The organism is Dactylosporangium sp. NPDC006015, assembly GCF_040614215.1.
GTDB lineage: Bacteria > Actinomycetota > Actinomycetes > Mycobacteriales > Micromonosporaceae > Dactylosporangium > Dactylosporangium maewongense.
This window is the reverse complement of sequence record NZ_JBEXUD010000019.1, coordinates 138,021-158,691: the sequence shown is the minus strand read 5'-3', so window position 1 is coordinate 158,691 and position 20,671 is coordinate 138,021. Positions and strand designations below refer to the sequence as shown.

General features: G+C 72.0%; 18 protein-coding genes. 5 read left to right on the top strand and 13 right to left on the bottom strand.

The genetic code is table 11. From position 1 onward, the window contains the following. Window positions 1-31: 31 nt before the first annotated feature. The 4 genes from ABZ321_RS30830 to ABZ321_RS30815 form a co-directional block, all read right to left on the bottom strand. Window positions 32-1,600 carry an ABC-F family ATP-binding cassette domain-containing protein gene (locus ABZ321_RS30830; RefSeq protein ID WP_354897758.1) on the bottom strand — a complete coding sequence of 523 codons (1,569 nt, stop codon included), beginning with the start codon at window positions 1,598-1,600 and terminating at the stop codon, window positions 32-34. A gap of 114 nt (window positions 1,601-1,714) precedes the next feature. Then, entirely contained in the window at window positions 1,715-2,794 is a 1,080-nt protein-coding gene (locus tag ABZ321_RS30825; protein WP_354897755.1) for a serine hydrolase domain-containing protein, read from the bottom strand. A gap of 101 nt (window positions 2,795-2,895) precedes the next feature. Beyond that, entirely contained in the window at window positions 2,896-3,747 is an 852-nt protein-coding gene (locus tag ABZ321_RS30820; protein WP_344504205.1) for an NAD(P)-dependent oxidoreductase, read from the bottom strand. Then, a complete protein-coding gene (locus ABZ321_RS30815; RefSeq protein ID WP_354897752.1) occupies window positions 3,647-5,170 on the bottom strand; it encodes a radical SAM protein in 1,524 nt (507 codons plus the stop codon). Before ABZ321_RS30815 ends, ABZ321_RS30820 begins: the two co-directional genes overlap by 101 nt. 86 nt (window positions 5,171-5,256) lie before the next feature. Between ABZ321_RS30815 and ABZ321_RS30810 the strand changes: the two genes are divergently transcribed. From ABZ321_RS30810 to ABZ321_RS30800, 3 genes are all read left to right on the top strand, one after another. Then, complete coding sequence (locus ABZ321_RS30810) at window positions 5,257-6,090, top strand: oxidoreductase (protein ID WP_344504203.1); 834 nt, start codon at window positions 5,257-5,259, stop codon at window positions 6,088-6,090. Beyond that, window positions 6,087-6,668, top strand: coding sequence for a PadR family transcriptional regulator (locus ABZ321_RS30805; protein ID WP_344504202.1), 582 nt, complete (start codon window positions 6,087-6,089; stop codon window positions 6,666-6,668). The genes ABZ321_RS30810 and ABZ321_RS30805 overlap by 4 nt, the downstream gene beginning before the upstream one ends. A 63-nt stretch (window positions 6,669-6,731) precedes the next feature. Further along, a complete protein-coding gene (locus ABZ321_RS30800; protein ID WP_354897748.1) occupies window positions 6,732-7,937 on the top strand; it encodes an NAD(P)/FAD-dependent oxidoreductase in 1,206 nt (401 codons plus the stop codon). Here the strand turns inward: ABZ321_RS30800 and ABZ321_RS30795 are convergent. The 7 genes from ABZ321_RS30795 to ABZ321_RS30765 form a co-directional block, all read right to left on the bottom strand. Further along, the gene (locus ABZ321_RS30795; protein ID WP_354897745.1) at window positions 7,915-8,436 is read right to left on the bottom strand and encodes a hypothetical protein; all 522 of its coding nucleotides are present in this window, start codon (window positions 8,434-8,436) and stop codon (window positions 7,915-7,917) included. The two genes, ABZ321_RS30800 and ABZ321_RS30795, sit on opposite strands and share 23 nt — an antisense overlap. Before the next feature lie 138 nt (window positions 8,437-8,574). Then, window positions 8,575-11,007: a DUF2334 domain-containing protein gene (locus tag ABZ321_RS30790; RefSeq protein WP_354897742.1), complete on the bottom strand. Its 2,433-nt coding sequence runs from the start codon at window positions 11,005-11,007 to the stop codon at window positions 8,575-8,577. 167 nt (window positions 11,008-11,174) lie between these two features. Continuing rightward, window positions 11,175-12,941, bottom strand: coding sequence for a hypothetical protein (locus ABZ321_RS30785; RefSeq protein WP_354897739.1), 1,767 nt, complete (start codon window positions 12,939-12,941; stop codon window positions 11,175-11,177). Window positions 12,942-12,992: 51 nt separating this feature from the next. Continuing rightward, window positions 12,993-13,250: a hypothetical protein gene (locus ABZ321_RS30780; protein WP_354897736.1), complete on the bottom strand. Its 258-nt coding sequence runs from the start codon at window positions 13,248-13,250 to the stop codon at window positions 12,993-12,995. A gap of 1,170 nt (window positions 13,251-14,420) precedes the next feature. Next, window positions 14,421-14,564, bottom strand: coding sequence for a hypothetical protein (locus ABZ321_RS30775; RefSeq protein WP_354897733.1), 144 nt, complete (start codon window positions 14,562-14,564; stop codon window positions 14,421-14,423). 149 nt (window positions 14,565-14,713) lie between these two features. Then, a complete protein-coding gene (locus ABZ321_RS30770; protein WP_344504195.1) occupies window positions 14,714-15,247 on the bottom strand; it encodes a hypothetical protein in 534 nt (177 codons plus the stop codon). A gap of 33 nt (window positions 15,248-15,280) precedes the next feature. After that, entirely contained in the window at window positions 15,281-15,766 is a 486-nt protein-coding gene (locus tag ABZ321_RS30765; RefSeq protein ID WP_354897730.1) for a MarR family winged helix-turn-helix transcriptional regulator, read from the bottom strand. Window positions 15,767-15,827: 61 nt separating this feature from the next. On the opposite strand from ABZ321_RS30765, the gene ABZ321_RS30760 reads away from it, so the two are divergent. Then, the gene (locus tag ABZ321_RS30760; protein WP_354897727.1) at window positions 15,828-16,541 is read left to right on the top strand and encodes a DUF4386 domain-containing protein; all 714 of its coding nucleotides are present in this window, start codon (window positions 15,828-15,830) and stop codon (window positions 16,539-16,541) included. Between the two features lie 828 nt (window positions 16,542-17,369). On the opposite strand, the gene ABZ321_RS30755 is transcribed toward ABZ321_RS30760, so the two are convergent. Both ABZ321_RS30755 and ABZ321_RS30750 read right to left on the bottom strand, forming a co-directional pair. Beyond that, a complete protein-coding gene (locus ABZ321_RS30755; protein WP_354897724.1) occupies window positions 17,370-17,750 on the bottom strand; it encodes a hypothetical protein in 381 nt (126 codons plus the stop codon). Window positions 17,751-17,867: 117 nt separating this feature from the next. Further along, window positions 17,868-19,586 (bottom strand): dihydroxy-acid dehydratase, encoded by a 1,719-nt coding sequence (locus ABZ321_RS30750; RefSeq protein ID WP_354897722.1) that lies wholly within the window; start codon window positions 19,584-19,586, stop codon window positions 17,868-17,870. A 29-nt stretch (window positions 19,587-19,615) separates the two neighbouring features. Between ABZ321_RS30750 and ABZ321_RS30745 the strand changes: the two genes are divergently transcribed. Next, the gene (locus ABZ321_RS30745) at window positions 19,616-20,629 is read left to right on the top strand and encodes an alcohol dehydrogenase catalytic domain-containing protein (RefSeq protein ID WP_354897719.1); all 1,014 of its coding nucleotides are present in this window, start codon (window positions 19,616-19,618) and stop codon (window positions 20,627-20,629) included. Window positions 20,630-20,671 lie beyond the last annotated feature (42 nt).

The following is a 20,671-nucleotide window of genomic DNA, read 5'->3' as shown; positions in this document are numbered from 1 at the left end:
GGGTCGAGCGCTGGTCAAGGCGCAGCCCGGTTCACAGGCGCAGCTCCTGGCCGGGCCAGCGGGAGCGGAGCCAGCGGTCGTGGCTGGCGACGACGATCGCGCCGGGGCCGGGGCCCAGGGCGTCCTCCAGCTCGTCGGCGAGGGTCGGGGACAGGTGGTTCGTCGGCTCGTCGAGGAGCAGTAGCTCCGGCGGGTCGGCGATGAGCAGGGCGAGGGCGAGCCGGCGGCGCTGGCCGACCGACAGCTCCCCCACGGGCCGGGCGACGTCGCGCGGGGCGATCAGGCCCAGCGACCGCAGCGGCACCGACGCGGCGCGGTCCGGGCCGACGGTCTGGTCATAGACGGCGGCCACCGTACGGTCCGGGTCGGGGAAGACGGTGTCCTGGGTGAGGAGGCCGACGGTGAGGCCGCCGCGGCGCTCGACGGTGCCCGTGGACGGGAGCCGGCCGGCGAGGACGGCCAGGAGGGTGGACTTGCCGGCGCCGTTGGGGCCGGTGACGAGGATCCGGTCGGTGGCGAGGATGTCCAGGCGGTCGACGGCGAGGCGGCCCGGCACCGTCAGGGAGCGGGCGGCCACCAGTACACCATCCGCCGACGCCGAAGCGAGCGCTGTGGCGTTGAAGCGCAGCGGGGCAGGGGGTTTGCGGACCTGGGTGCGGGTGAGGTCGTCGAGGCGGCGGCCGGCGTTGCGGACGCGGCGGGAGATCTGCTGCTGGACGCGGCCGGCGGTGTGGCCGTAGCCCATCTTCTCGCTGTCGCGGCGTTCGCGGCCGGGGGCGACCTGGTGCGCCGTGACGGCGACGGCCCGGCGCAGCTCGTCGAGCTGCTCCTGCTCCTCCTCGAAGCGGCGCTGCCAGCGGTCCCGTTCCGCGAGACGGAAAGCCTGGTAGCCGGTGTAGTTGCCGCCGAAGCGGGTGGGGCCGTCGACGGCGGGGTCGAGGTCGATCAGGTCGGTGCAGACGGCGTCGAGGAAGGCGCGGTCGTGGCTGGCGAGGACGACCGCGCCGGGCAGGTCACGCAGCTGCGCCTCCAGGAACGCGGCCGCGGCGTCGTCGAGGTGGTTGGTGGGCTCGTCCAGCAGCAGCGCCGCCGGGCGGCGGATGAGCACGGCGGCGAGGGCGAGCCGGCCGCGCTGCCCGCCGGAGAGCGAGCCGAGCGGACGGTCGTGCGCCAGCGCGCCCAGGCCGAGGCCGTCGAGGACGAGCTCGGCGCGCCGGTCGGCGTCCCACGCGTCGTGCAGCTGAGCGCGCTCCAGCACCACGCCGTACTCCTCGAGCGTCATCGAGGAGGGGGACTCCAGCGCCGCGACGTCGGCGCGCGACTCGCGCAGCGCGTCGTCGAGGACGTCGGCGATGGTGGCGTCCGCGTCGAACGGCATCTCCTGGTGCAGGTACCCCAGGTCCTCCGGGCGCACGACGGTGCCGGTCTCGGGCTCCTCGGCGCCGGCGAGCAGCCTCAGCAGGGTGGACTTGCCGGCGCCGTTCTCGCCGATGAGGCCGATGCGGTGGCCTGGCGATGCGGTCAGGGAGACGCCGTCGAGCACGCGGCGGGTGCCGTACGTGCGGACGAGGTCATAAGCGAGCAGGGCGGAAGAGGACATGCGGACACCACCGACGTTTGGGTAAACGGAAACCCGCCGGGCAAGTGGCCTCGGGCGCGGGTCGGGGAGGTGTCAGTGGATCACATCCCCTCCAAGATACCCCATGACGCGGTGCTACGACAGCATGGCGTCGGCCACAGCCCGGCGGGCGGGGTTGTTGCTGCCCCTGCTGGCATCGGGGTGGACGCGGTTGGTGAGCAGGACGAGGACGATGCGGCGGCCCGGGTCGCAGACCAGCGACGTGCCGGTGAAGCCGGTGTGGCCGAAGGCGCCCCGGCCGGCGAGCTTCCCCATGTACCAGGCCTGGTCGACGTCGACGCCGAGCCCGTGGGCGGCGGACGGGCCGAAGCGCCGGTTGGCGTCGGCGCGCATCAGGTCCACTGTGGACGGTCGCAGCAGCGGGCCACCACCGGTCAGCAGCGCCCGGCCCAGCAGCGCGACGTCGGAGGCGGTGGCGAAGAGCCCGGCGTGCCCGGCCACACCGCCGAACGCGGCCGCCGACGGGTCGTGCACCGTCCCCCGGATCCCGCCCTCGGTGGCGGCGGTGGGCAGCGACGAAGGTGGGTTGTAGCCGGTGCGGGCAAGGCCGAGCGGCCCGGCGATCTGCTCCCGGACGAGCAGGTCGAGCGGCTTGCCGCTCAGCCGGGAGACGATCGCGCCGAGGGCGATGAAGTTCTGGTCGGCGTACAGGTAGCCGCCGCCGGCCGGTCCGACCGGCGGCTCCCGCAGCACGTGCTCGACCCGTTCGGCGGGCGTCGATCCGGCCAGCGGGACGTCCTTCGACAGCCCCGACGTGTGCGTCAGCAGCATCTGTACGGTGATCGCCGGCTTGTCCACAAAGGACGGCAGATACCCGGCCACCGGGGCGTCCAGCGCGAGCAGGCCCTGCTCGACGAGGCGCAGCGCCAGCACCGCGGTGAACGTCTTCGTCAGCGAGGCGAGGTCGTAGAGCGTCTCCGTGGTCGCCGGGACCTGCCGGTCCGCGGGCAGCTCGACCTTCGCGGCGTCGTACCGGACGGCGTCGCCGAACGCGAAGTGCGCGACCACCGCCCCGTCGACGGCCGCGAACACCACGCCGCCCGGGAACATCAGCGAGGACAGGAACGGCGTGACGGCGTCCCGCAGCCGGTCGGCGCGCGACTTCCCGGTCCGCCACGGCGACGGCGTGGCGACCGGCAGCGTCCAGGGCGACACCGGCGAAGGGCTGGCAGGGGCGCGAGGCGTCCCGCGGGCCGGGCGGGCGGTGCAGCCCGCCAGAGCCCCCAGACCGATGCCGAGCAGGGCACGGCGGCGCACTACGACGGCGACCGCACGGCCTCGTACAGCGCGGCCAGGTCGTCGGCGGCGAACCCCCGGTCCGAGGCGGTCCGCAGCAGCGCCGCCGCCGCGTCCACGACGGACCGGTCGACGCCGACGGCCGACGCGAGGTCGCCGACCAGCTCCGCGTCCTTCACCCCGCCGCTCACCGGGAAGGCCACCGGGTAGGAACGCTCCATCATGGACGGTGCCTTCGCGTGCAGATACGGCATGTCCAGGGCCCCGCCGGAGACCAGGGACAGGAACAGCTTCGGGTCGAGGCCCAGGCCGTCGGCGAGCGCGACGCTCTGCGCGAGCCCGGCGACGGCGGTCAGCACCCAGCTGTTGACGACGAGCTTGATCCGGCTGCCGGCGCCGGCGTCGCCGAGCCAGGTGACCTTGGCCGCGATCGGCGCGCACAGCGCCTCGACCCGCTCCCGCACCTCCGCGGGGCCGGACGCGAGGACGTTGAGCTTGCCCTGCTCCGCGGGCTGCCGGGTGCCGAGGACCGGCGCGTCGACATACACCAGGCCGAGCTCGGCGGCCAGGGCGGCGAGGTCGTCGGCGCCGGGCACGCCGACGGTGCTCAGCTGGAGCCACAGGGTGCCGGGCGCGGGCGCCGCCGCGGTCATGACCGTCGCCACCGACGCGGCGTCGAACAGGACGGTCACGACCACGTCGGCGCCGTCGACGCACGCGGCGGGCGTGTCGCAGACGACCGCGCCGTCCGGCGCCAGGGCCTCCGCGGTCTCAGCCGTGCGGTTCCACACCCGCACCGCGACGCCGGCCCGCAGCCAGTTCCGCGCGACGGCCGCGCCCATGATCCCGGTCCCCAGCACCGCGACGGTCATCCACTGCCCCTTCCAGGAGGTCCCCGCGCATTGTCCCACCCGGGGACCGGGTGCCGAAGCTGGACAGCGCCGTCTCCAGCAGCGGCAGCGCGTGCAGCACCTGCCCGGACCGGATGAGCACGTCCCACACCCGCTCGAACTTCTTCCACCCGCCCGCGTACGCCAGATGCCGCAGCCGGTCGCCGGGCCGCGGCTTCGCGGAGGCGCCGCGCCAGAGGTTGGACCAGCGGTAGAAGTCCTTGTAGGCCCGCCAGTAGCCGTCCTCGAGCTGCCGGGCGGTCATGCCGCGCGGCTCGTGGACGACGTGCCGGGTGTCGTACAACTCCCAGTCACGGTGCACGATCCGGCCCTCGGCCTCGATGCGGCGGAAGAGGCCGGTGCCCGGGTAGGGGGTCATGATGTGGAACGTGGCGGTCTCGATCCCCTGCCGCACCGCCCAGTCCACGGTGCGGTCGAACACGTCGGGCCCGTCGGAGTCCATGCCGAACACGAAGCTGGCGTTCACCATCACGCCCGCGTCGCGCAGCCGGCGCACGACCTGGCCGTAGTCGCGCCCGACGTTCTGCCGCTTGCGCTGCTCGGCGAGGTTCCCGGCGTTGATGGTCTCGAAGCCGACGAAGAGGCTGCGCAGGCCCGCGTCGACGGCCCGCTCCAGCAGGCCCGGCCGCAGGATCGAGTCGACGGTGCCGGCCGCCTGCCACACCCGGCCCGCGCCGCGCATCCCCTCGAACAGTTCGGTGGCGAAGCGCGCGTTGCCGAACAGGTGGTCGTCGAGGAAGTACAGGTGGCGCCCCGGCAGCCGGTCGATCTCGGCGAGCGCGTCGTCGACCGCCTGCGTGTAGAACGACTTCCCGCCCTCGAAGAACGCGTCCTTGTAGCAGAAGTCGCAGTGGTGCGGGCAGCCCCGCGACACGACGATGGAGTTGGGCACCAGGTAGCGGTGGCGTTTGATGAGGTCCCGCCGGATCGGCGGCAGTCCCGCGAGGGTGCGTTGCTTCGAGGTGTACCGCTTGGCCGTGGTCCCCTGTCGCAGGTCGGCCAGGAAGGCGGGCCACGTGTCCTCGCCCGGCCCGCAGAAGACGCTGTCGGCGTGCGCGGCGGCCTCGTCCGGCAACGACGTGACGTGCAGCCCGCCGAGCGCGACGAACACGCCGCGGGCCCGGTACCAGTCCGCCAGCTCGTAGGAGCGCCGCGCGGAGGTGATGTAGACCTGGATGACGACGAGGTCGGGCAGGTCGGCGAGGGCCGGGTCGAAGCGCTCGACGTGCTCGACGTGCTCGTCGACGATGCGCACCTCATCGTCCCCGGGCAGGTAGCCCGCGAGGGTCGCGAGGCCGAGCGGTGGGAAGAGGCTGTACTTGATCGGCCGGAACAGTGGGCTGGTCGCCTCGGTCAGGGCCGGAAGAATCATCAGCACCCGCATGGCACCGACGGTAGGCATCGACCGGGGGCGAGCAGGTGTGCGAGATGTGCAGATGTCGTGCGCGACCGCCGTCGTAGGCTGGCTGCGTGAAGACATTCCAGCTCGGTGACCGGACCGTCCACCGCATCGGCTTCGGGGCGATGCAGCTGCCCGGCCGGGGTGCCTTCGGGCCGCCCCGGGACCGTGCCGAGGCCCTCGCCGTGGTGCGGCGCGCGGTCGAGCTCGGCGTCGACCACATCGACACCGCGCAGTACTACGGCCCCGACGTGGCCAACGAGCTGCTGCGCTCGGCGCTGCACCCGTACGACTCCCGCCTCGTGCTGGTGAGCAAGGTCGGCGCGGCGCGGGACGACAAGGGCGGCTGGCTGCCGGCGCAGGAGCCCGAGCAGCTGCGCGCCGGGGTCCTGGACAACCTGCGCTCCCTCGACGTGGAGCGGCTCGACGTGGTGAACCTGCGGGTGACGGGCCCGGACGGCGACTTCGACGCCCAGCTCGACGCGATGATCGCCATGCGCGACGAGGGGCTGATCGGCGCCGTCGGGCTCAGCAACATCACCCTCGCCCAGCTCGAGCACGCGCTGACCCGGACCGCGGTCGCGTGCGTGCAGAACCCGTACAACCTGGTCGACCGCGGCGGCGAGGACGTGCTGCGCGCGTGCACGGACCGCGGGATCGCCTTCGTGCCGTTCTTCCCGCTGGGCGCGGCGTTCGGCCGGGAGCGGGTCCTCGGCCACCCGGCGGTGAAGTCCGCGGCGCTGCGCCTCGACGCCACCCCGGCGCAGATCGCCCTGGCCTGGATCCTCGCGATCGCGCCCAACACGCTGCTCATCCCGGGCACCGCCTCCCTGGAGCACCTCGAGGAGAACGTCGGCGCGGGGCGGGTCGTCCTGGACGACCTCGCTCTAGAAGAAATCGGATGAGCAACCGGAAGAATTTGCTGGCGCTCGCGGTGCTGGCGTATCTGAGCCAGCGGCCGATGCACCCGTACGAGCTGTCCAAGACCCTGCGCAACCACGGCGACGACCGCAGCATCAAGTTCACCCACGGCTCGGTGTACATGGTGGTCGAGCAGTTGCTGAAGGCCGGCCTGATCGCCGAGCAGGAGACGACCCGCGAAGGGCAGCGTCCCGAGCGGACCGTCTACGGCATCACCCCCGAAGGGCGGGCCGAGCTGCAAGGGTGGCTGCGCGACCTGGTCGGCGTGCCGCGGCACGAGTACCCGGCGTTCGGGTCCGCCCTGTCCCTGGTCAGCGCCCTGCACCCGGACGTCGTCGTCGAGCTGCTGCGCGAGCGCCTGTCCCGGCTGCGGACCGACCGCGCGACCGCCGCGGAGCTGGCCGGGGGCACCGAGCCGCACCCGTTGTTCCTGATCGAGGAGGTGTACCGGCTGGGCCTGCTCGACGCGGAGATCGCCTTCGTCGAGCGGTTCATCGAACAGATCACCGACCCGGCCGACGGCTGGCGTCCCATGTGGGCCGCGTACCACGACGCGAAATAGTTGACTCTGACTAGTCAGCGGCGGATAGTTGGTGTCAACCAATCGTCTCGTCGGGGGTTCGTCATGGGAACTGTCACGTCCGCGATCGTCGTCGGCGGCGGCATCGCCGGCCCGGTCGCCGCGCTCGCCCTGCGGAAGGCGGGCATCGCCGCCACCGTGTACGAGGGGCACGACGGCTTCGCCGACGGTGTCGGCGGGGCGCTGAGCATCGCGCCGAACGGGCGCACCGCCCTCGCCGCCGTCGACGCCGACCACGTCGTGGAGCGGGTCGGCACACCGATGTCCGGGATGGTCATGCAGAGCTGGACTGGCAAGCGGCTCGCCGAGTTCGGCTCGTTCGACGACCTGCCGCCGATGCAGCTGGTCTGGCGGCACGAGCTCTACCGCGCCCTCTACGACGAGGCCGTCGCCCGCGGCGTCCGCATCGTGCACGGCAAGCGCCTGGTCTCGGTGCGCGGCGGCGTCGCCGGCTTCGCCGACGGCAGCACCGCCGAGGCCGACGTCGTCATCGGCGCCGACGGGATCCGCTCCACGGTGCGCCGGCTCATCGACCCGTCCGCGCCCTCGCCCCGCTACGTCGGGCTGCTCGGCTTCGGCGCCCGCTGCGGCCCGGCCGGGGTGGCCCCGACCGGCGACAAGATGCACCTGGTCTTCGGCCGGCGCGCGTTCTTCGGCTACCAGGTGACCGCCGGTGGGGACAGCGGCTGGTTCGTCAACCTGCCGTCGAAGGATCCGTCGTACGGTGCGACCTTCAGCCGCGAGGAGTGGCTGCCGATCCTCGCGGACGCGTTCGCCGGCGACCGGATCCCCGCCGTGGCGCTGATCCGCGGCACCGACCCGGCGGCTCTCGTCGTCACCGGCGGCCTGGAGGACATCCCGTCGGTGCCGGTGTGGCACCGCGACCGGGCCGTCCTCATCGGCGACGCCGCGCACCCCACCTCGCCCAGCTCCGGGCAGGGCGCGTCCCTCGCCATCGAGAGCGCCGTGCAGCTCGCCCGCTGCCTGCGCGACCTTCCCGTGCCGGCGGCGTTCACGGCGTACGAGCAACTGCGGCGCGCCCGGGTCGAGCGGGTGATCGCGACCGCGGCCCGCACGAACAGCGACAAGGCCGCCGGTCCGGTCGCGCGGATCCTGCGCGACCTGCTGATGCCGCCGATGATGCGCCTGTTCGCCAACCCCGCGAAGTGGCGGTGGCAGTTCGACCACCCGATCGACTTCGCGGCGCCGGTCACCACGGGGACGGCGCTCAGCCCTTCGGGAAGGGGATGACCTTCGTGGCGCCGGTGCCGAGGCGCTGCACCACGAGGGTGGCGGTCTCGGGGGTGAGGTTGCGGGCGTCGGCGACGTTCCAGCCCTCGCCGGCCGCGTAGGTGGCGCCCTGCCAGGTCGGGTGGACGACGGGGATGAGCGCCTTCATCACCGACTCGAACGCCTGCGCGTCGCTCGCCCGGTCGAACGTGGTGATCGTGACGACGGTGCCCTCCAGGGAGCAGGTGCCCTGGTCGTGGAAGCGGTACACCGACTCGTCGTGGGTGGTCGCCTGGGTGTAGTTGTCGCAGCCGAGGTCGGCGGCGACCTTGGCGGCGGGCTCCCCCAGGTACGCGGGCTTCGTCAGCATGTCGACGACCCGCGGGGCCTGCCAGCCGATGACACCGGCCGCGACGGCGAGCAGGGCCGCACCGGCGGCGAGCTTCGGGTTGCGACGCGGCTTCGTCTCCTCAGCCGTCGCCGTCGCCGGCTCCTCGGAGATCTCCAGGGACGCTACCAACGCGGGCCTCCTGCGGTACAAGCGCTGAATTTTGCTGACATGTCGAATTTAGGTGCAATCGGGGTGCGGATCTGTCCCCCGGGCAGCCAGAAAGGCCGGCGCTGGGGGCACCGGCCTTACTGGGTGTTGCCGTGGTGACTACATGGACCCTGCCGCGACGAACGTGTAGCCCGCCGCCTGGATGCCCGTGACGGTCTCCTGCAGGTAGCTCAGCGGCACGTACGGGTGGAAGAAGAAGCTCGCCACACCGTCCCGCACGACCGTGTTCAGCTGCGCGGACTTCACGATGTCCGCCGACAGGTGGGCCGGGTGGTTGTTGAACGGCTCCAGCTCGATGTTGCCGATGTTCTCCGGCACGGTCAGCACCCCGTAGATGTCGCGCACCGTGTACGGGAAGAACTGGCCGAAGATGCGGCTGTTGTCCAGCGCCCCGCCGCGCAGCGCGCCGGAGGTGTACAGACCGCGGTCGTACCGCGTCTTGAACGTCGCCGCGACCGCCCTGTTGGACGCGTCGGAGCCGGCGTAGTGCGGGAACTCGAAGATGGTCGGCGCGGCCAGGCCGGCCGCCTTGAACGCCGCGAACGCGCCGTCGATGCGGCCCTGCGCCCAGGCCTGCGAGTCCGCCGGCACCGGGCCGTCGTAGATCACGTAGTTGGTGACCGGGTCGACGTGCGCGGAGTAGAACTCGAAGTCGTCCGCGCTGGCGCCGTTGTACGGGTTGATCATGCTCTCGTACTGGTGCGTGTAGCCGTGCATCAGCAGCGTGCCGCCGTGCGACTGCATGTACTTGAGCTCGGCGACGACCTGGGGCCGGTCGGCGAGGGTGTAGTCCTCGGCCGTGCCGCCCGTGCCGGAGCCCAGCGGGTCACGGTAGCGGGAGTAGACGGCCACCGAGAACGGGATGTTCTTGCCGTACAGGTAGTTGGTGATCGCCCGCAGCTCGCTCGGCTCCGCGTCCGGGCCGACGTCCTCGATGCGCACCAGGGCGCGGTGCCGCTCCGCGGTCGACGGCGCGAGCACGTCGAACAGGAAGTCGGAGAAGGCGACGTACCGGTCGTCGGCGCTGATGTACGAGAACGGGATCTCGCCGAGGTAGGTGAAGTTGCCGGACCGCACGCCCCACGGCAGCGTCGTGCCGTCGGCGCGGACCGCGGTCGCGACCGGCGTCGCCTTGGTGGCGTCGCTGATCGTGGTGTTCATGATGCCGGCGCCGTTCTGCGGGTCCCGGGTGAACGTCTTCGCCTTGTAGTTCACCGTCGACACCGAAGACACGTCGAAGCCGGTCCACGTGAAGCCACGGTTGGCCACGAAGTTCGGGTCGCGGGCCGTCAGCTGCCAGATGTTGTCGTAGATCCACACGACCGGCTTGGTGGTCGCGGTCACGTCGTCGAGGAACGCGAGCGGCAGCGGCTCGTCGTACGTGCTGCCCAGGTACACCACGGCCTGGAACTGCTCCAGCTCACCGGCGGCGTAGCTGGTCACCGGCTGCGCGGTCCAGTCGCCGAAGTGGGAGCTGAGGTTCGCGGCGGCGGTCGCGTACAGCTCGCCGAGGAAGCCGTACGGGCCGGTGGTGTCGTACAGCACCAGCGTCTTGCCGGTCGAGCCGGGGATGCCGGCGCCGTTGACGCCGTTCGCGACCGGCGTGGCCGGGGTCGTCACGACCGTGCTCGGCGACGCCGGGGACGTGTTGCCCGCCCCGTCTTCGGCGGTGACTTTGAACGAGTACGCGGTCAGCGGCGACAGGCCGGTCAGCGTGACGCTGTTGACGGTGCTGGTCACGACCTCCGGGCCGCCGGTGACCGTGTACTTGGTGACGCCCACGTTGTCGGTCGACGCGGGCCATGTCAGCGTCACGCCGGTCGACGTGAGCGCGCTCGCGACCGGGGCGCCCGGGGCGGTCGGTGCGGCCGTGTCCGGCGCCGGCGGCGGCGTCAGGGTCGTGAACGCCACCGCTGCCGACGCCGCGGACGCGTTCCCGGCGGCGTCGAGCGCCTTGACGGTCACGCTGTGCGCGGTGCCCGGCTCCAGGCCGGCGAGCGCCGTGGAGGTGCCGGTGACGGTCGCCTTCAGGGTGCCGTTGTCGAACACCTGGTAGCCCGTCACGCCGACGGCGTCAGTGGAGGCGCCCCAGCTGACGGTCGCGCCCGTCGTGGTGACGTCCGCGACGCTCGGCGCGCCCGGCACGCTCGGCGCCGTCCTGTCCGTGACCCCGGTGGTGAACGACCACGTGTAGGTCGACGTGCTGACCTTCACCGTCATCGTGTACTTCGTCTGCTCGGCGAGCGCGGCGCGCGGGGTGAACGTGAACGTGTGCGTCGGCGCGTCGTACGCGTAATAGCTCGCGACCGATGCGCCGCCGCTGGTCTTGACGAACGAGTACCGCATCGCCGTCGGGTCGACCGCGTCGCCGTAGCTGATCGTCGGGCGGACGCCGACGGCGACGCCGGTCGTCCCGTTCTTCGGCGTGACCCCGCTGACCGCCGGCCCCGCGGCGTGGGCCGCCGTGCTCAGGCCACCGGCGGCGATGGAGCCGACGATCGTCGACGCCACCAGCTTCACCACAGTGCGCACAGGTGCTCGCTTTCGCTTGGGTTTCGTGTGTACGGCTTGGGCTTTGTGCGTGTGGGCCCCAGCGTCTTCACCGGGGCCCACACCGTGGTCCGTGCTCTTTGCTCTTGGCGGTTAAGCCTTGGCGGTTAAGCCTTGGCGGTTAGCCTTGGCGGTTGAGCCTTGGCGATTCAGCCGAAGCTGACGCAGGTGACCAGCGCGCTCACGGAGTTGGAGCTGCCGCTGTGCGTGAAGGTGAACTGCCAGGTCTTGCCGTCCGTCGACTGCTTGCTGCTGGACTGCGTCACGTTGCCCGAGCCGGTCTCGCTCCACGTGCCGACCATCGCGATGCCCGCGTTGTCGCACGTGACGTTCAGGACGTTGTTCGTCGACGTGCCGCTGCCGATGTTGAGCGTGCCGGGCTTCGTCGAGGACGTCGCCGTGGGCGCCGCGCCCTTGATGTTGCCGCTCGGCGTCCAGGTGGTCGCGGCGGTCTTCTTGTAGAGGTTGTACGTCGCGGTGTCGAGGTACATGTCGCCGACCGCGCCGTTCGCACCCGCCGGGGCACCCGTGCCGGTCAGCCAGACCGAGCCGTTCGCGCCGGCCGCACCCGCGGGCCCCTGTGCGCCGGTGGCACCCGCGGCGCCGGTGGCACCGGTCGCGCCGGCCGCACCCGCGGCACCCTGGGCGCCGGTCGCACCCGCGGCACCGGCGGCGCCGTCCTTGCCCTTGAGGGAGGCCAGCCACTCCTCCGGCGTGCCGGTGAACGCGTTCATGTCGACCGCGAGCTGGTACGCGTCCTTGCCGTCGACACCGTTCACACCGACCAGCGAGGCGAGCCACTCCTGCACCGTGCCGATGGTGGGGTCGTTGGCGAGGGCCAGGTCGTACGCGCTCAGGCCGGGCATGCCCTGGATGCCCTGAAGACCCTGGATGCCCTGCTCGCCCTTCTCACCCTGCGCGCCGGCCGCACCGGCGGCGCCGGTCTCGCCCTTCTCACCCTGCTCGCCCTTGGGACCCGGGTCGCCGTCCTTGCCGTTGATGCCGGGGATGCCCTGGAGACCCTGGGCGCCGGTCTCGCCCTTCTCGCCCTGGGCACCGGTCGCACCGGTCGCACCGGTCTCGCCCTTCTCCCCCTGAGCACCCTGAGCACCCTGGGCGCCGGTCGCACCGGTTTCGCCCTTCTCGCCCTGAGCACCCTGAGCACCCTGAGCACCCTGGGCACCGGTGGCACCGGTCTCGCCCTTCTCTCCCTGGGCTCCCTGGGCTCCCTGGGCTCCCTGGGCTCCCTGGGCGCCAGTCTCGCCCTGAGCACCCTGCGCGCCGGTCTCACCCTTCTCGCCCTGAGCACCCTGAGCACCCGCCTCGCCCTTCTCGCCCTGAGCGCCCTGCGCACCCTGGGCACCGGTGGCGCCAGTAGCACCGTTTTCGCCCTTGGCGCCCTGAGCGCCGGTCGCGCCGGCCGCACCCGTCTCGCCCTTGGCACCCTGTGCGCCAGTCGCGCCGGCCGCCCCCTGGGCGCCAGTCGCGCCGGTGGCACCCGTCGCACCCGTCGCACCTGTGGCACCCGTCGCACCTGTGGCACCCTTCGCGCCGGTGGCGCCCGTCGCGCCCGTCGCACCTGTGGCACCCTTCGCGCCGGTGGCACCGGTCGCGCCGGTAGCACCCTTCGGGCCGGTGGCGCCGGTCGCGCCGACGGCGCCGGTGGCACCCGTCGCGCCGGTAGCACCCTTGGGCCCGGTCTGGTTCCACTGCACCATCTGCTCGCTGCTCCGGCACCGCGAGCCGGCCTGGTAGTCGATGACACGCAGCGCGCTGGTGTTCTTGTCCCGGCACCCGGTGATGACACCGGTGTTGCTGGCCGGCACAGCACCGTAAGCGGCAGCGCCGACACCGACGAGCACAGCCGCGGCGGTCGCACCGATGGCGGCGATCTTCTGCTTCTTCGAGCGGAACACGCAGTTCTCCTAATCTGGGGGCGGTACGTTTATCGGTGACGACTTGCTTCGCTATTTACTGGTGACGACGACGCGCTCGGACGGCTTCAGCAGTTCCGGTTTCGGCGGCGGCTGCAACTCGCTCCGACCAGCGGGCCGGGAAACAACACCGGCATCCGCCGCCGGCGTCTGATGCGCCGCCGCCAGGTAGATCACGGCCCCCAGCGCCACCGCGGCAACAGCGGCCCCGAAGCCCATCACAGCTTTCTTCAGCACGGAAAACCCCCGCTCCCGCCGCAGCACGGCACGCTTGAGAAACCCTCGAATCACCGAGGGCAAGAATGTGGAACACGTTTTACGTCAGCGATTCACTGCTGCTCATGAGGGCGCAAAAATACGCACACCGGTTCCCCCGCGAATACTCACCTGAACACGGGCCCGGTTTCGCCACTCGCTCCCCACCGGACCAAACTGGCGACCAAAGACGCCCGGCGGATCACTGCTTCCCGCCAGCCTGTGCGGCTGGTCCACTTAAGGTAGCCGCCCGGGTGCGACGAGGTTGTCAGCAACCGAGTGGCACCCCACCACCCCAGTCAGATGACAACCCCTCCCCCACCGCGCAAACCCAACCACAGAGAGTGACACCACCCAGCCAAACCTTCACAAAACGGCCCACAGCAACCCCCCACCCAACACCCACCGCCACCACAGCACCGCAGCACATCCCGCACCGACCGCCGCGACGACATCCAGCCCGGCGCAGCTTCGTCAACCACCACCAGCAACATCGGCCCTCACCACGCCCTCAATACCAACGCCACCGACAACCCCCACCACGCCCTCAATACCGACGCCACCGACAACCCCCACCGCCACCCGCCTCGAACACCGCCCCTGCCGCACAGCAACTTCACCCGCACCGGCGCACAACGACAAGAGCCGCCCAGCACCGACACCGCCCTTCCCACCACCGCCTCGATCGCAGGACAGTCCTGGCCGCCACCACGACCAACCCCATCCTTCGATCACCACACCGCCCGACCCTGCTCCGACAAACCCACGAGCGCCGGACACGACAGCGTTCGCCCACCTCAGATACCTCAGCCCCAGCCGGCCTCACCCGGTCAGGTCGGGGGCGCAGGACGACGGCGCGCAGGACGACGGCGCGGAGCTCGGCACCAGACCCTTCAGCGGTCGCCACCCCAGAAGCACCGAACCACGGGATTGCCAGCACCCCGGCCGCCGCCCCCGCCCCGCAAGACCGCAACGCCACCGCAGCGCAACACAAATCCAGCCCGTTCACACGCCTGCCGTTCCCCACACCACCGCACCAATTCACCACCGCAGGCCCACACCACCGCGAGCCCACACCACCGCAGGCCCACACCACCGCAGGCCCACACCACCGCGAGCCCACACCACCGCAGGCCCACACCACCGCAGGCCTACATCACCGCGGGCCGACACCACCACACCCGCCCTCCACCCCGACCACCACCACTACCGCCGACCACCACCACAGCCCGCACCACCCACGAAGAACCCGCACCACCAAACCCGATCCACCGGCAGCACGACCTTCGCGACGAGTTCGGGTTCGTCGCCGACCGCGGCGTCGGGGAGGACCTTCAGCGCCGCCGACATCCTGACACCGCGGTGCCACCGCCATCCGACCCCAACACGGACACTGCCGCGGCCCCGCCTGCTGGCCAACACAGCTCGTCGTCCACCGCTCGGGGTGCGGCACCCGTCAGCGATGGAGCCGTCGCAGAACAGGTATTGGTGCCGAGGTATCAGGCGGCGTCGTGGCGCAGCGGCTGCGCGGCCTCCTCCTGTAACAGCGCGAGACGGGTCGAGCCGAGGGCCACCGCGGCCACGGCGAGGCGCCAGACGACGATGCCGAACTCGGTCGTCGTGATGTGGCCGGTGCCGAACCGCCCGTTGACGCCCTCCAGGCCGGGGAAGCTGACGACCAGCATGATCACGGCAGCGGCGGCCGTCGCCGGGGGTAACCACCGTCGGCGAGTCCGCTCGAACGCCACCCACGCCGCGAGCGCGAGCACCACCGTGCCCGCGATGAGAATCATCGCCACGGTCAGCGACACGGGGCGGTGCCCGTCCAGGCGGCTCGCGCCGTAGATGCCCCAGCCGGTCCACTCGACACCGCCGCGCATCAACAGGACCTCGCCGGTCTCAGCGACGCCCGTGTTGTCCTCGCTGGCCCACGGCATGCTCATGGCGAGCACCGCGGCCAGGGCGCCGACGAGCGCCATGACCCGGGCCCCCATGCCTGCCGCCGTGAACTCAGCGCGCTGTGGTGCCGTCATGGTCGTAGACCGTAGTGGATGCACTGGCTCACGTCAGCGCCTGCGCTTCGCGCTCAGCTGACGGTAGCCGGGATGTACACCGGGAGTGAGACCCTGCTGGTCGGCGATGCGCTGCAGTAACCCGGCGAGTTGCGCCCGCTCGTCAGGGTCGAGTGCGGCACAGAGATCCTCGTCGTGCGCGCGGGCGAGCTGTCGCATCTCCATGAGCACCTGCCGGCCGTCGTCGGTGAGGTGCAGCGCGTGATGCCGTCGGTCGCTCACGCCGGGCCGCCGCTCGACGAGCCCCTTGTGGTCGAGCGTGTCGAGGATCGCCACCACGCGGCTCGGCACCACACCCATGTCGGCCGCCACCGACTGCTGACTCCGCCCCGGCGCCCCGGCGATCATGCGCAACAGCCCGACCTCGGGCGGCGTCAGCCCCAGCGCTTCGACACGCTCGGCGAACCTGCCGGCGGCGTGCGCACCGACCTGCGCGACGAGAAACGCCGCACCCTGCGGGGGTTGCCCAGGACTAGTCACAGCGCTAGTGTACTGAATAATTCACTCGACTGAACCATTCATCTCGTGAAGGGATCACATCATGGCCACGCCTGCTGTCCAGGCTGCCGCCGGGCCGGTTTCCCGGCCTGACCAAGGCGGCCCACCGCTCGGCGTTCTCGGCGTCATCGTCACCGCCCTGTTCATCGCCGGCTTGGTGCTCGGCACCATGCTGGCCGACGGGACCCCGTTCCCGTCACCGTTCGGCGACGCGGCACAGATCGTCGCGTATTTCCAGGACCACGAGCTCGCTGTGCGCGTCGGCGGCACGCTCCAGTTCGCCGCCGCCATCCCCCTCGCCATCTACGCGGCGACCGCCTCGGCCCGCCTGCACCGCCTCGGCATCCGCGCCCCGGGCGCCACCATCGCCCTCGCTGGCGGCCTGCTCGCCGCCGCCTTCATGGCCTTCTCCGGCCTCGTCAGCTGGACCCTCTCCCAGCCGGCCGCGACCACCGACCCCGAGGTCATCCGCCTCCTGCAGCTGCTCGCCTTCGCCACCGGCGGCCCCGGCCACGTGGTGCCGCTGGGCCTGCTGCTTGCCGGGATCGCGGTCCCGGGCCTCCTCGCGGGCCTGCTGCCCCGCTGGCTCGCCTGGGCCGGCCTGGCCATCGCCGCCGTCGCCGAGCTCGCCACGCTGGGCCTCTTACTCGAGCCCGCCACGTACCTGCTGCCGGTCGCAAGGTTCACCGCCCTCGCCTGGCTGATCACCGCGGGCTTCAAGCTCCCGCTCCACCGCCGCTCCAGCACCACCACGTGACAACCGACGGCCCACCCCGGCGCCTCACCGCGTCCGAGCGCGCCGACCGAAGCGATTCGTCACGCCGAGGAACGTTCGCGCGGCACCAGCCGGCATGCGCCTCGCGACGAGCCATCCGAGCGCACTGACCGAAGCCGATCGTTACCCCGGGAACACTCACGCGGTGCCGGACCAACATGCACCTCGCGACCGCGGGCTCCAAGCTCCCGCTCCACCGCCGCTCCAGCACCACCAGGTGACGACCGACGATCCGCCCCGGCGCCTCACCGCATCCGAGCGCGACGACCGAAGCCGGTCGTCACGCCGGGCATGCTCACACGGTGCCGGGCCAACATGCACCTCGCGACGAGCCATCCGAGCGCACTGACCGAAGCCGATCGTCACGCCGGGGAACGCTCGCGCGGTGCCGGGCCAGCATGCGTCTCGCGGCGGGCCGGGGACTCGTGGAGATGTGCAGGGGATCCGTGGAGATGTACCAGTGCTTCGTCACCGACCGGTGGCGGGGACGGAGATGTACACGCAGGCGGTGGGCCTCCTCGCGCAGGTGTTTCACCCCAGCGACCTGCAGGGCGTTCTCCTCCGGCAGCCTCGGTTGATGAGCAACGGGTGTGTCCGCATGGAGGTCTGGAATGCTGCGACCACGGTCCGGATCGACGTGTCCGCCGCCAACGGCAACCAGTCGACGGTGCGGATCCCGTACGCCGGGTGAGTTCGGCCTGAGGTGAGTTCGTCCTGCATGGCTGGCCAGGAACGAGTCAGTGCCGGCCCGCCATGTCTCAGGCTGACCGGCACCGCTGCTGGGATTCACGCATCTGTTGTTGCTGTCGTTCAGGAGGCGGCGATCCCGGCCGGGCCGTCCTGGACCACGGTCGCCTGGGCGAACGCCGAGTCCAGCTGGGCACGCAGCGCTTCGAGCTGGTGGAACTCGCTCGAGGACGCCGACTCCGAACCCTCGGCGGCGAACACGTGGTCCGTCTCGGCCGACGAGTGGTCGTAGGAGGTGAAGTCCGACTCCTCGTACCGCGCACCGCTCGGGTCCGTGTACGACACCTGGTGACCCTGATCGAACGACGTCGACTCAGCCGCCGCGTGGTCCTGCTCGTACACCCCGAACTGCGAGTCGTAGCTGCTCTCACTCGCGTCGACCTGGTGCAGCTGGTCCAACGCCTCGTGCTGCTCGCCGGTCTCGATCTCGCCGTACTCGCTCATCTCAAATCCCTTTATGTATGTCGGTGGTTCGCGAAGTGTTCCTTGCGATGCACCAAACATTACGGAGCCGCTGACCTCGCCGAATCACGGAAACGTGCCAGCGCCGCCGGGCCCGGGTCAGTGGGAATCGCGGCTGACCTGGGGGCCGGAGGAGCCGAGCAGGAACGAGCAGTCGGCGCCCGTGTCCGCGCCGAGGACGGTGTCGACGTAGAGGCGTTCCCAGCCGCGAGTGGGGCGAGCCAGGGCGTCGAGGAGCGCCTGGGACGGCGGGCGGGCGTCGAGCTCGGCCTGGGGCACGTCGACGGTGAGTGTGCGGCCGGGGACGTCCAGGACGATCATGTCGCCGGTGCGGATGCGGTTGAGGGGGCCGCCGGCCGCGGCCTCGGGGGCGACGTGGAGGACGACGGTGCCGTACGCGGTGCCGCTCATCCGGCCGTCGCAGATGCGGACCATGTCGCGGACGCCGGCGCGCAGGAGCTTCTCGGGCAGCGGCATGTTGGACACCTCCGGCATGCCCGGGTAGCCCTTCGGGCCGCAGCCACGCAGTACAAGAACAGTCGACGCATCCACGTCCAGCAGCGGGTCGTCGATGCGGGCGTGGAAGTCCTCGATGGAGTCGAAGACGAGCGCCGGGCCGCGGTGCTGGAGCAGGGCGGGCGTCGCGGCGGCGGGCTTGATGATCGCGCCGGCGGGGGCCAGGTTGCCGCGCAGCACAGCGATCCCGGCGGCAGGCAGTACAGGATCCACTCGCGGCCGGATGACCGAGTTGTCCCAGATGGACGCGCCCTCCAGCGACGACACGAACGGCGCGCCGGTGACGGAGAGCGCAGCGGGCGACAGCAGGTCCAGCACCTCGGACAGGACCGCGGCGAGGCCGCCGGCCCGATGGAGGTCCTCCATGAGGAACCGCCCCGCCGGCTGCAGGTCCACCAGCAGCGGCACGCCGGCGCCGATGCGGTCGAAGTCGTCGAGGCACAGCGGTACACCCAGACGACCGGCGATCGCGAGCAGATGCACCACGGCGTTGGTGGACCCGCCCGTCGCCGCGAGCGTGACGATCGCGTTGTGGAAGGACTCGGCGGTCATGACGGTCGACGGGCGGCGCTCGGCGTGCACGAGGTCGACGGCGAGCCGCCCCGACGCGTGCGCGCGGGCGAGCAGGCGGCTGTCGGCGGCGGGGATGCCGGCGGTGCCGGGCAGCGTCATGCCGAGCGCCTCGGCGAGCAGGCCCATGGTCGACGCGGTCCCCATCGTGTTGCAGTGCCCGCGGCTGCGGATCATCGACGACTCGGAGTCCAGGAAGCCTTGCGAGGTGAGCGTCCCCGCCCGTACCTCCTCCGACAGCCGCCAGACATCGGTGCCGCAGCCGAGCGGCGTGCCCCGGAAGGTGCCGGTGAGCATCGGGCCGCCGGGGACGACCAGGGCCGGCAGGTCGACCGACGCGGCCGCCATGAGCAGCGCCGGGATCGTCTTGTCGCAGCCGCCGAGCAGGACCACGCCGTCGATGGGGTTGGCGCGCAGCATCTCCTCGATCGCCATCGCCGCCATGTTGCGCCACAGCATCGCGGTCGGGCGGACCTGGGTCTCGCCGAGGGAGACGACGGGCAGGTTGTGCGGGACGCCGCCGGCCTCCCAGACGCCGCGGGCGACGTGCTCGGCGACCTCGTCGAGGTGACGGTTGCACGGCGTCAGGTCGGAGGCGGTATTGGCGATCGCGATCTGGGGCCGGCTGCCGTCGAGCGCGTCGGCCGGCAGGCCGCGCCGCATCCAGGCGCGGTGGATGTACGCGTTGCGGTCGTCGCCGGCGTACCAGTCGGCGCTGCGCAGTCGTGTCATGGCACCTGCTTCGGCGGAAGATGGGGAACGTGCGCGCATTCGTCATCATCGGGCCCGGCCGGGCCGAGGTCCAGGACGTCCCGGAACCGGTCGCCGGGGCGGGACAGGTCGTCGTCGACGTGGAGCGCGCCGGCGTGTGCGGCACCGACGTCGAGTTCTTCACCGGCGAGATGTCGTACCTGCACGACGGCCAGGCCGAATACCCCATCCGGATCGGGCACGAGTGGTCCGGCGTGGTCCGCGAGGCCGGCCCCGGCGTCGACGCGGGCTGGGTCGGCCGGCGTGTCACGGGAGACACCATGCTCGGTTGTGGCGGCTGCTTCAGGTGTACGAGCGGGCGCCAGCATCTCTGCGCGCACAGGCACGAGATCGGCATCCGCCACGGGTGGCCCGGTGCCCTCGCCGAGCGGCTCCTCGTCCCGGCCCGGGCGCTGCAGGCGCTGCCGCCGCAGGTCGGGCCGGCGCTCGGCGCGCTCGTCGAGCCCGGCGGCAACGCCCTGCGCGCGGTCCGCGGCGCCGGCGTCCGGGCCGGTGAGCGGCTGCTCGTCCTCGGGCCCGGCACCATCGGGCTGCTCGTCGCGCAGATCGCCGCCGCGCAGGGCGTCGAGGTGCACCTGCTGGGCGTGACGGCCGCGTCGGTCGAGTTCGCCCGCGGGCTCGGCTGCGGCGCGGTGTGGACCGCCGCCACGCTGCCGGCGCTGCGCTGGGACGCGGTCGTCGACGCCTCCAACGCGGCGACGTCGCCGGCGGCCGCGCTCGACCTCGTGGAGCCGGGCGGCCGGGTCGTGTACATCGGGCTGTCCGGCACACCGAGCCTGCTCGACTCGCGGACCCTCGCGTTGAAGGACGTGACCGCGGTCGGCGTGCTCAGCGCGTCCGGCGGGCTGGCCGGCACCGTCGAGCTGTACGCCTCCGGGGCCGTCGACCCGCGCCCCCTGGTCGCGGCGACGATCGGCCTGTCGGAGGCGGCGGCCGCCCTGTCCCCCGCCCGGCCGGCCGCGTGGGGCGCCGCCCCGAAGGTCCACATCGACCCTTCCCTGTGACGCGTCGTCCACAAGCACCCCGTTGTCCACAGGGCACACCGG